The 11025-nt window shown below is 60.3% G+C and carries 11 protein-coding genes and 1 pseudogene; 8 read left to right on the forward strand and 4 right to left on the reverse strand.

Annotated elements, in window-relative coordinates; genetic code table 11:
- Positions 1–945: an alpha/beta hydrolase gene (locus NTD84_RS27875; protein WP_262172273.1), complete on the reverse strand. Its 945-nt coding sequence runs from the start codon at positions 943–945 to the stop codon at positions 1–3.
- Between the two features lie 235 nt (positions 946–1180).
- Here NTD84_RS27875 and fadD2 point away from each other — a divergent pair, with 235 nt between their 5' ends.
- From fadD2 to fadD1, 3 genes and pseudogenes are all read left to right on the forward strand, one after another.
- Complete coding sequence (gene fadD2, locus NTD84_RS27880; RefSeq protein ID WP_262172274.1) at positions 1181–2869, forward strand: long-chain-fatty-acid--CoA ligase FadD2; 1689 nt, start codon at positions 1181–1183, stop codon at positions 2867–2869.
- A gap of 53 nt (positions 2870–2922) precedes the next feature.
- Positions 2923–3003, forward strand: a pseudogene (locus NTD84_RS27885) (outer membrane lipoprotein carrier protein LolA); the annotation flags it as partial.
- Positions 3004–3259: 256 nt separating this feature from the next.
- Positions 3260–4960 (forward strand): long-chain-fatty-acid--CoA ligase FadD1, encoded by a 1701-nt coding sequence (gene fadD1, locus NTD84_RS27890; protein WP_262172275.1) that lies wholly within the window; start codon positions 3260–3262, stop codon positions 4958–4960.
- Between the two features lie 61 nt (positions 4961–5021).
- Here the strand turns inward: fadD1 and NTD84_RS27895 are convergent, their stop codons facing one another.
- Positions 5022–5399, reverse strand: a complete 378-nt coding sequence (locus NTD84_RS27895; RefSeq protein ID WP_262172276.1) for a hypothetical protein — start codon at positions 5397–5399, stop codon at positions 5022–5024.
- Between the two features lie 200 nt (positions 5400–5599).
- On the opposite strand from NTD84_RS27895, the gene NTD84_RS27900 reads away from it, so the two are divergent.
- The 3 genes from NTD84_RS27900 (at position 5600) to def (ending at position 7454) form a co-directional block, all read left to right on the forward strand.
- Positions 5600–5791, forward strand: a complete 192-nt coding sequence (locus NTD84_RS27900) for a CsbD family protein (protein ID WP_262172277.1) — start codon at positions 5600–5602, stop codon at positions 5789–5791.
- Positions 5792–5961: 170 nt separating this feature from the next.
- Complete coding sequence (locus NTD84_RS27905; RefSeq protein ID WP_262172278.1) at positions 5962–6918, forward strand: YihY/virulence factor BrkB family protein; 957 nt, start codon at positions 5962–5964, stop codon at positions 6916–6918.
- A complete protein-coding gene (gene def / locus NTD84_RS27910; RefSeq protein WP_262172279.1) occupies positions 6915–7454 on the forward strand; it encodes a peptide deformylase in 540 nt (179 codons plus the stop codon). Before NTD84_RS27905 ends, def begins: the two co-directional genes overlap by 4 nt.
- Positions 7455–7592: 138 nt before the next feature.
- On the opposite strand, the gene NTD84_RS27915 is transcribed toward def, so the two are convergent.
- Positions 7593–8414, reverse strand: coding sequence for a class I SAM-dependent methyltransferase (locus NTD84_RS27915; protein WP_262172280.1), 822 nt, complete (start codon positions 8412–8414; stop codon positions 7593–7595).
- Positions 8415–8474: 60 nt separating this feature from the next.
- Complete coding sequence (locus NTD84_RS27920) at positions 8475–8912, reverse strand: GNAT family N-acetyltransferase (RefSeq protein WP_262172281.1); 438 nt, start codon at positions 8910–8912, stop codon at positions 8475–8477.
- Positions 8913–9238: 326 nt separating this feature from the next.
- Here NTD84_RS27920 and NTD84_RS27925 point away from each other — a divergent pair, with 326 nt between their 5' ends.
- Both NTD84_RS27925 and NTD84_RS27930 read left to right on the forward strand, forming a co-directional pair.
- A complete protein-coding gene (locus NTD84_RS27925) occupies positions 9239–10180 on the forward strand; it encodes a fatty acid desaturase (protein WP_262172282.1) in 942 nt (313 codons plus the stop codon).
- 48 nt (positions 10181–10228) lie between these two features.
- Positions 10229–11020, forward strand: a complete 792-nt coding sequence (locus NTD84_RS27930) for a phosphate/phosphite/phosphonate ABC transporter substrate-binding protein (RefSeq protein ID WP_262172284.1) — start codon at positions 10229–10231, stop codon at positions 11018–11020.
- Positions 11021–11025: the final 5 nt, after the last annotated feature.

The raw sequence follows: 11025 nt of genomic DNA on the forward strand, positions 1-11025 counted from the left end.
CTATTCGGATCGGGCTGGTCGGCGGTGGCTCAGGGTTTGGGCAATCCAGCCCAGCACATCGGCCGTCACTTCGTCGCGATTGCTTTCGTTGAACAGTTCGTGCCGTGCCTGCGGGTAAATCGTCAATTGCAGGCTCTGGCTGCCCGCGGCACGTAGCGCCTCGGCCAGGTCTTTCAGACGCTTGCCTTCACTCACCGGATCACATTCGCCGCCAATCACCAGCAGCGGCAGGCCCGGATCGATCTGAGCGAGATTGGACGCTTTGCTGATTTGCTGCAAGCCGCCGAGCAAATCGATCCAGAACTGATTGGTGCAGCGAAACCCGCAGAGCGGGTCGTTGACGTACTGGTCGACTTCGGCCGGATCGCGGCTGAGCCAGTCGAACGGCGTGCGCACCGGTTTGAATTTCTTGTTGAACGAGCCGAACGACAGCCATTCAATCAGCGCGCTGCGGCCTTTCGGCCCTTGACGCAGGCGTTCGAGGCGGGCGATCTGCCGCGCCGCGCGATAAAGCGCCACGGGCTGGAAGTTCGAGCCGCTGAGTACCGCGCCGTGCAAGCTGGCGCTGTGATGCAGCAGATACGCCTGGGCGATATAGCTGCCCATGCTGTGACCGAGCAGCACGATCGGCACGCCGGGATGCTGCTGGCCAATGTGCTGATTGAGGCTGGCCAGGTCGCCGACCACCTTGCACCAGCCATCGTCGTCGGCGAAATGGCCGAGCGTCCCGTTTTCGGCGGTTTTGCCATGTCCACGCAGGTCCGGCGCGTACACCCCGTAGCCCTCGTCACAGCATTGTTCCGCCAGCCGGGCATAGCGACCACTGTGTTCGGCCATGCCGTGGGCCAGCAGGATCACCGCGTTCAGCGGCGAGGCCGGCAGCCATTGGTTGACGTACAGGCGGCTGCGGTCACTCGCGGTCAGCCAGAAGGTGTCGTGGATCATGGCGATTCCTTTGCATGGGCACGGTGCATTGTATAGCGCATCCTTCGCTCGCCGTCTGATCAGGCCACGCCACGGCACCAAGATTCACGCGATCAATGTCACGCGTTGGCATATTTGCCTGATTCGCCATAGCTGCTAGTGTCCCTGAAGCTCCGCTTTTTGCTTCGCGCTGCATGGATGAGAGCGAAAGACAGAAACGCGGCCCGGATAGGTTCAGGTAAAGAGGACAAGAACAATGCAACCTGATTTCTGGAATGACAAACGCCCGGCCGGCGTCCCCCTCGATATCGACCAAGGAGCCTATAAATCGGTGATCGAGGTGTTCGAGCGTTCCTGCAAGAAATTTGCTGACCGCCCGGCCTTCAGCAACATGGGCGTGACCCTGACCTACGCCGAACTGGAGCGCTACAGCGCTGCGTTTGCGGGTTATCTGCAAGCCCACACCGACCTGGTGCCCGGGGATCGCATCGCGGTGCAGATGCCCAACGTCCTGCAATACCCGATTGCCGTGTTCGGTGCGTTGCGCGCCGGGCTGATCGTGGTCAACACCAACCCGCTGTACACCGCGCGGGAAATGCGCCATCAGTTCAAGGATTCGGGCGCCCGGGCGCTGGTCTACCTGAACATGTTCGGGCAGAAGGTCCAGGAAGTGCTGCCTGACACCGACCTCCAGTACCTGATCGAAGCGAAGATGGGCGACATGATGCCCGCCGCCAAAGGCTGGCTGGTGAACACGCTGGTGAGCAAGGTCAAGAAAATGGTCCCGGAGTATGACTTGCCGCAAGCCATTTCCTTCAAGAGTGCGTTGCGCATGGGCCGGGGCCTCAGCATCAAGCCGCTGAACGCCGGGCTCAACGACATCGCCGTGCTGCAATACACCGGCGGCACCACCGGCCTGGCCAAGGGTGCGATGCTGACCCACGGCAACCTGGTGGCGAACATGCAGCAGGCGCGGGCGTGCCTCGGGCAGTTCGGCAACGATGGCCAGCCGCTGCTGCGCGAAGGGCAGGAGGTGATGATCGCGCCGCTGCCGCTGTACCACATCTATGCGTTCACGGCGAATTGCATGTGCATGATGGTGACGGGCAACCACAACGTGCTGATCACCAATCCACGTGACATTGGCGGCTTCATCAAGGAACTGAAGAACTGGCGGTTCTCGTGCCTGCTGGGGCTCAACACACTGTTCGTCGCCTTGATGGACCATCCGGATTTCAAGACCCTGGATTTCTCCAGCCTGAAGTTGACCAACTCCGGCGGCACCGCGCTGGTCAAGGCCACTGCCGAACGCTGGGAGCAACTGACCGGTTGCCGGATCACCGAAGGCTACGGCCTGACCGAAACCTCCCCGGTGGCGTGCACCAACCCGTACGGCGACAAATCGCGGATCGGCACGGTCGGCCTGCCGGTGCCGGGCACCACGCTGAAGGTGATCAACGATGAAGGCGCCGAGCAGCCGCTGGGCGAGCGCGGCGAACTGTGCATCAAGGGCCCGCAGATCATGAAGGGCTACTGGCAGAAACCCGAAGCCACCGCCGAAGTGCTGGATGCCGAGGGCTGGTTCAAGTCCGGCGACATCGCGGTGATCGACCCGGACGGGTTCGTGCGCATCGTCGATCGCAAGAAGGACATGATCATTGTCTCGGGCTTCAACGTGTACCCGAACGAAATCGAAGACGTCGTAATGGCCCACCCGAAAGTCGCCAACTGCGCGGTTATCGGCGTGCCGGACGAGCGTTCCGGGGAGGCGGTGAAGTTATTCGTGGTGGCGCGGGAATCGGGGGTCAGCCTTGAAGAGCTGAAGGCCTACTGCAAGGAAAACTTCACCGCGTACAAAGTACCCAAACACATCGTGTTGCGTGAGTCGTTGCCGATGACGCCGGTGGGCAAGATTCTGCGGCGGGAGTTGCGGGATATTGCGTAAGCGGTGAAGACCCGCCATGTGCGGATCCTGTAGGAGCGAGCTCGCTCGCGAAGATCGTGAACGATCACGCGCAAAATCAGATGCCCAGCGGCGGCCTCCGGTTCTTCGCGAGCAAGCTCGCTCCTACAGTTTTCGCCGAAGGCCCTGATTACGGGGCTTTCAGCGACATATAGGTTCTTTGCTCTAAAATGACTGCCTGCGATTCTTGAGTCACCAATGTGACCGTAGAGCCTGCTTTTGGCTCTAGGCGACCTTTTGCAAAGCTGCTACTCTCGGCGCGCTTTGTGACCTCTCGGCCTTCAAAAAAGCCAGGCTCACCAATAACCAAACACCAATAATAATCGCATCGAATGCGGTATTTGAATTCGCGTTGCTGAGGAGTGGGCTTCCATGATCGAAGACTTCTGGAAGGATAAGTACCCTGCCGGGATTGCTGCCGACATCAATCCGGACGAGTACCCGAATATTCAGGCAGTGTTGAAGCAGTCCTGCCAACGCTTCGCCGACAAGCCGGCATTCAGCAACCTGGGCAAGACAATCACCTACGGTGAACTGTACGAATTGTCCGGGGCGTTTGCCGCGTACCTGCAACAGCATACCGACTTGCAGCCGGGCGATCGAATCGCCGTGCAGCTGCCCAACGTCTTGCAGTACCCGGTCGCTGTATTCGGTGCCATTCGCGCCGGGCTGATCGTGGTCAACACCAACCCGCTGTACACCGCGCGGGAAATGGAACATCAGTTCAACGACTCCGGCGCCAAAGCCCTGGTCTGCCTGGCCAACATGGCGCACCTGGCCGAGACCGTCGTGCCGAAAACCGGGGTCAAGCACGTCATCGTCACGGAAGTGGCCGACCTGCTGCCGCCGCTCAAGCGTCTGTTGATCAACAGCGTCATCAAGTACGTGAAGAAGATGGTCCCGGCGTACCACCTGCCCAAAGCCGTCAGGTTCAACGACGTGCTGAGCAAGGGCCATGGCCAGCCAGTGGCGGAAGCCAGCCCGGCCAGCGGTGATGTGGCGGTGCTGCAATACACCGGCGGCACCACCGGCGTGGCCAAGGGCGCGATGCTGACCCATCGCAACCTCGTGGCGAACATGCTGCAGTGCAAGGCGCTGATGGGTTCCAACCTCAATGAAGGTTGCGAGATCCTGATCACGCCGCTGCCGCTGTACCACATCTATGCCTTCACCTTTCATTGCATGGCGATGATGCTGATCGGCAACCACAACATCCTGATCAGCAACCCGCGCGACCTGCCGGCGATGGTCAAGGAACTGTCGAAGTGGAAGTTCAGTGGCTTCGTCGGCCTGAACACCTTGTTCGTGGCGCTGTGCAACAACGAAGGCTTCCGCAAGCTGGATTTCTCGGCGCTGAAAGTCACCCTGTCCGGTGGCATGGCCCTGCAACTGGCCGCGGCCGAGCGCTGGAAAGCGGTCACCGGTTGCGCCATCTGCGAAGGCTACGGCATGACCGAAACCAGCCCGGTGGCCACGGTGAACCCGATCCAGAACATCCAGATCGGCACCATTGGCATCCCGGTGCCTTCGACCCTGTGCAAAGTCATCGACGATGCCGGCGTGGAGCAGCCGCTGGGTGAAATCGGCGAACTGTGCGTGAAAGGCCCGCAGGTGATGAAAGGCTATTGGCAGCGCCAGGAAGCCACCGACGAAATGCTCGACAGCGAGGGCTGGCTGAAGACCGGTGACATCGCGCTGATCCAGCCTGACGGCTACATGCGCATTGTCGATCGCAAGAAGGACATGATCCTGGTGTCCGGCTTCAACGTGTACCCGAATGAACTGGAAGACGTGCTCGCGACCCTGCCGGGCGTGCTGCAATGCGCGGCCATCGGCGTGCCGGACGAGAAGTCGGGCGAGGCGATCAAGATCTTCATCGTCGCCAAACCGGGCGTGACGTTGACCAAAGAGCAAGTCATGGAGCACATGCGCGCCAACGTCACCGGCTACAAGGTGCCGAAAGCCGTGGAATTCCGCGACGCGTTGCCCACGACCAACGTTGGCAAAATCCTGCGCCGTGAGTTGCGTGATGAAGAGCTGAAGAAGCTGAAAGCCAGGCAAGCCACCGCGTGATCGACAAAAAGCCCCGCATATGCGGGGCTTTTTGTCGAACGCCTGGAAACGCGGCCGATGCTTATTGACGGAACGGCGCGAAATTGACGTTGGTGCCCGCCGGGCGCATGTCCTGCAGGTACGAATCCTTGTCCGCGCTCAGTTCCAGGCTCAATGCCGCTTTGCGCTTGCCCTGATTACGCACCACCAGCTCTTCGAGCTTCTCGCGCAGGAACACCGTCGGTACTTTCAGGTGCAGCAGTTCGTCGGTGTCCGGCGTATGCATCAGCAAGTGAATCCATTCGTACTGACCCACGGCCAGGCGCGCCACCGGAATATCGAACCACCAGATGTTGCGGTTGCGGTTCAATTCGGTGAAATGGCAGTTATTGACGCCAAGCACAGCACCGCCGAGTTCCTGGTTTCTGCGGGCAATGGCCTGCTTTTTATCGAGTTTCATAACATTCCTACGGGATTGGATCTTCAGCGCCATGGCCTGAATACGTTGCGCATTCTCGGGGGTTGGTCGGCAAACATAAAGCCCAACCTGCACGCGACGATGAAATGTCGTCGTGAAAATAAATGAAACTCCGTGCAAAGGCCTCCGGTCAATCTTTGTGTAACGACTTTTCTCGTTCAATTGTTCACAGGAGAAACACCATGAGCAGCACTGGCGATAAAGTAAAAGGCATGGCCAACGAAGCAGCCGGCAACATTAAGCAAGGCGTCGGCAAAGCGACTGACAACACCAAACTGCAAGCCGAAGGCAAGGTTCAGGAAAAGAAAGGCGAAGCCCAGCAAGCGGTCGGCAAAGCCAAGGATGCCATCAAGAAAGGCGTCGACAAGGCTTGATTCGGCCTTTTATGAGTATCAGAAACGGCCATCCACGGATGGCCGTTTTTGTGTCGGCCTGAACTTGCACGCGGAAATTGTTTCAAAGTCGCCAAGTAGGCTACTTTGTTGTAGAAAACGGCCCCTGAGTCGCCACGACTTCAACCGATTTGCGGCGAAAGGAGACGCTCATGATTTTCCCTGACATGAAAGGCTTGCCCATCCATCGCGTGATGGTGCGCACGGTCACCGAATTCGTCGACGACGAGATGTCGACCTATGCCTCGGCGCTGGCCTATCAAATGCTGTTCTCGCTGTTCCCCTTCATTCTGTTTCTGATTGCCCTGATCGGTTTCCTGCACCTGCCGGACTTCTTCTCCTGGCTGCGCCTGCAATCGGAACTGGTCCTGCCGCCCCAGGCGCTGGAACAGGTCAACCCGGTGATCGACCAGCTCCAGCAATCCAAGGGTGGCCTGCTTTCGGTCGGTATCGTCATCGCGCTGTACACGGCTTCGGCTGGCGTGCGCCTGATGATGAGTGCGATGAACGCCGCGTATGACGTCGTGGAAGGTCGCCCGGCGTGGAAGCGTTTTCCGCTGTCGATCATCTACACCATCGGCATCGCCGGCATGTTGCTGGTCGCCGCTGCGCTGATGGTGCTCGGGCCGCAGGTGATGGGCTGGATCGCGGCGCAGGTCGGGCTGGAAGATTTCATCGTCACGGTCTGGACGATCGCACGCTGGCCGGTGATCGTGATCCTGATGATGATCGCCGTTGCGCTGATCTATTACGTCATGCCCGACGTGCGCCAGGAGTTTCGTTTCATCACCCCCGGCTCGGTGCTGGCGGTGGTGGTGTGGATCGTCGCGTCGCTGGGCTTCGCGTTTTACGTCAAGACCTTCGCCAACTACAACGCCATGTATGGCAGTATCGGCGCGATCATCGTGCTGTTGCTGTACTTCTATATTTCGTCGGCCGTGCTGCTGCTCGGCGCGGAGATGAATGCGGTGATCGAACACATGTCGAGCGAAGGCAAGGACCCCGGCGAGAAAGTCCCCGGCGAACTCGACCCTGAACCCAAACAACATGTTTCGGGACTGGGTCGGGACCACTCGATCAAACCGAGCACTGACGAAGTCATCAAATGATCCGTGAAATCCTCAAAATGGGCGACGAGCGCCTGCTACGCATTGCGCCACCGGTCCCGGCGGACATGTTCGACAGCCCCGAGCTATGGCAACTGATCGACGACATGTTCCAGACCATGGAGAGCGTCGGCGGCGTTGGCCTGGCCGCGCCGCAGATCGGCGTAGACCTGCAACTGGTGATCTTCGGTTTCGAGCACAGCGAGCGTTATCCGGATGCCGAGGCGGTGCCGCAAACCATCCTGATCAACCCGCTGATCACACCGTTGAGCCCGCTGATGGAAGAGGGCTTCGAAGGCTGCCTGTCGGTGCCCGGCCTGCGGGGCGCGGTGGCGCGTTATCAGCAGATCCGCTACGAAGGTTTCGACCCCAAGGGCGAGCCGATCGTGCGCGTCGCCGAGGGTTTTCATGCGCGGGTGGTGCAACACGAATGCGATCACCTGATCGGCCGGTTGTACCCGTCGCGGATTACCGACTTCACTAAATTCGGCTTTACCGACGTGATGTTCCCGGACCTCGATCCCAACGCCGACGACTGATCCAGATACACCCCAACACCCATGTAGGCGCGAGCCTGCTCGCAATGGCGGTTTACCATTCAACGCTGATGTTGTCTGATACTCCGCTATCGCGAGCAGGCTCGCTCCCACAGGGGGCTTGTGTCGGCGGGAAGTGCTTTATTTCAGGGGTTTGACGAACCGCAACGTCATTCGGTCCGACTCCCCGATCGCCTGATACTTTGCCTTGTCCTTCTCCCCCAGGGTCAACGTCGGCGGCAGCGTCCACACGCCTTCCGGGTAATCCTTGGTGTCCTTCGGATTGGCATTGATCTCGCTCTGCGCATCAAGCTTGAAGCCGGCGTCCGTCGCCAGTTTCACCACGAAATCGGTGGTCAGGTAGCCGCTGTGCTTGATGTCGTCCAGCGACGCCCCGTCCTTGGCCCGATGATCGACCACGCCCAGGACGCCGCCCGGCTTCAATACCTTGAAGAACGCCGCGAACGTCTGCGGTGCGGTGTCCGCCAGTACCCAGTTGTGCACGTTGCGGAAGGTCAGCACGGTATCGGCGGACGCAGGTTTGCCGAACACCGGGGCTTTCGGGTCGTATTCCAGCACCTCGGCCCTGGCGTATTGCGCCGGGGCGGCGGTGAATTTTGCCTTGAGTTTTTCTTCACTCTTGCGCGTGTAGTCACTGACTGTCGGCGCCTGGACCGCTGCAATGTAGCGCCCGTGGTCCTTGAGCAGCGGCGCCAGCAATTCGCTGTACCAGCCGTTGCCGGGGGTGATTTCGATCACGGTCTGCTTCGGCCCCAGGCCGAAGAACTGCAGGCTCTGTTGCGGGTGGCGATAGCCGTCGCGAGCGACGTTCTCCGGCGCGCGCCAAGCGCCTTTCAGCACCTCGGCATATTGGGCGGCGGACACGCTGGACGGTTCGGCGGCCTGGCTTAACACGGGGACGAACAACGCAGTCAGTGACAAAGCGAGAAGGGCGGGTTTCATGGAGCGTCCTGTAGGGAGTCGAGTCGACCCCGAGGCTAGCACGCAGCAATCCTGGCCCGATCACACATTATCGATGGTTGACCTCACCAATGGTTCTAAGCCCATGGCGATCATCGGTTTGCTGCGAGCATAGCGGCTCAGGCGCTCGACCATCGCGTACGGCATGGACGGGTCGAACGTGAAGCCGCGGCGTTCATAAAAGCCGCGCAAGTCCGGGTGGCAGAACAGCCACACCGGCTGTTCGAGGCCCTTCACCGCTGCGCCGATCAATGCCGCCGCGATCCCCTGTTCTCGACACGCCGGGTCGACCAGTAACCCGGTCAGCCAATGCCCGCCCGACACCGGCCGCAAGCAGAGGGCACCGATGATTTCGTCACGCCGAGCCACCCACAGTTGAGCGTCACGCACGGCTTTCATCGAGGATTGATGCGCGCGATAGAACTTGTTCATCAGCGGCCATAACGGCTCGGCGAGCACGGTGTACTGGGTGTCGGGCATGGCGTGGATCTGCGGCTGGGCACGGCCGGCGATTATAAAAGAACGCGCCGTCGGGGATAGGTGTATACCTGATCTCACATCCCGTATGAGTGGAGTACGTATCATGGCCAAAGGCATGGATTCAAAAAAAGCGGCAAAGAAGAAACCGGCGAAAACCGCCGATGAAAAGCGCGCGGACAAGAAGGCCAAGAAGGTGGATGTGTTCGGTCATTGATCCCGCGTTGATCGATCGTTCCCACCATCGCGTGGGAACGGTCGACAAATAATCTGCAAGATTTCCCGATGCTGTTGCACAGAAGAGGACTGGTCCCGATCTGAGCAACGCCATGCCCCATTATTTCGATAGCGCCCATCGAGAAGAAATCGACACCCTGCGCCGCCGCCTCACCGCTCGTACCGAGTGGCCGACCTGGTTATTGCTGATCGCCGTGTACCTCGGCTGGTTCAGTCTTGTGCTGGGCAGTGCCCGTCTGGGTGTGTGGTGGAGCACGCTGCTGCTTATTCCGCTGGTAGTGCTCTGGTTGTCGGTGCAACACGAGCTGCTGCACGGCCATCCCACCCGCTGGACCACCCTGAACAAACTCCTCGGCTACGCGCCGTTTGCCGTCTGGTATCCCTACACGTTGTATCGCGACAGCCACCTGCTGCATCACCGCAATGAAGACCTCACTCTCCCTGGAATCGATCCGGAAAGCCGTTACCTCAGCGCCGCGCAGTGGCAGGGCCGTTCATTGTTCGAACAGAGCCTGCACTGGCTGAACAAGACCGTGCTCGGTCGCTTTCTGCTCGGTGCACCGCTGGCCTTGCTGGCGCTGGCGCGGGAACAACTGCAACGCCTGATGGCCGGTGAGCGCCAGGCCTGGTTGATGTGGCTGACCCATGGCGCACTGACCCTGCTGATGCTGAGCTTCATCGCCCATTACAGCGTGCTGCCGGTATGGCATTACCTGCTGCTGGTCAGTGTGCCGGCGCTGTCGATTGCGATGATCCGCTCGTACTACGAACATCGACCCCACGCGCAACCCGAGCAACGCACGGTGCTGAACGAGGCGGCCTGGCCGTGGCGCTGGCTGTTTCTCAATCTCAATTTTCACCTGGTGCATCATGATCTGCCGGGCTTGCCGTGGTACGACTTGCCCCGCGTCTACCGTGCGCGTCGTGAGCAATGGGTGGCACGCAGTGGTGGATTTCTGGTGCGGGGTTATGGCCAGTTGTGGCGCGAGAACGGGATAAAGGCGATCGACAGTCCGCAACACCCGTTCCACTGATTGCACACTCATTTCCCGAATTGGATTGTGGTGTACGGAAATATTCTGATGACTCAAAACATCGCCGAGTTACTGATGTACGTCGCTCCCGAGCCGATCCGCCAGGCCAACGAACGCTGGCTGACGCGGATCCTCGAGCGTCTAAGCACCACTCGCTGCAATGCCGATGCGCTGTCGCTGCCGGACCTGTGGCTGTCCCCGAACTTGCTGCTGACCCAGACCTGCGGCTACCCGTTGATGATGGCCTTGCGTGGCCGGGTCCGGGTGCTCGGACGGCCGCGCTATGAGTTGCCGGACAGCAGCGGGGGCAATCATTGCAGCCTGTTGCTGAGTCGTGCCGACGATCCACGCCGGACGCTGCCGGAGTTTTACGACAGCCGTGGTGTGATCAACGGCGAAGATTCCAACAGCGGCATGAACCTGCTGCGTCAGCGATTGGCACCGCTGCACCGCGACGGCCGCTTTTTCAGCGGCATCAGTGTCAGCGGCAGCCATCGCGAAAGCCTGCGCTGGCTGCGGGAAGACCGGGCCGACCTCGCCGCCATCGACAGCGTGACCTTCGCCTACCTTGCACGCCACGCCGCGGAAGAAGTGGCGGGGCTGCGGGTGGTGGTGCGCAGCGCGTTCAGCCCGACCTTGCCGTACATCACCGCGGCGACGGCCAGTGATGAGCAGGTTGAGACGTTGCGGCGGGTGATGAACGAGACGTTGCGGGCGTTGCCCGATGTCGCGGAGGTCCTCGGTTTGCGTGAGGTGCTGCCGGCGAGTGAAAGCGACTATCAGGTTGTTCTCGACTATCAGCAAGAGGCTGAAGCGTTGGGGTATGGAAGGTTGCGTTGAGCCAG

It is taken from the genome of Pseudomonas sp. 14P_8.1_Bac3, assembly GCF_025466085.1.
Lineage (GTDB): Bacteria > Pseudomonadota > Gammaproteobacteria > Pseudomonadales > Pseudomonadaceae > Aquipseudomonas.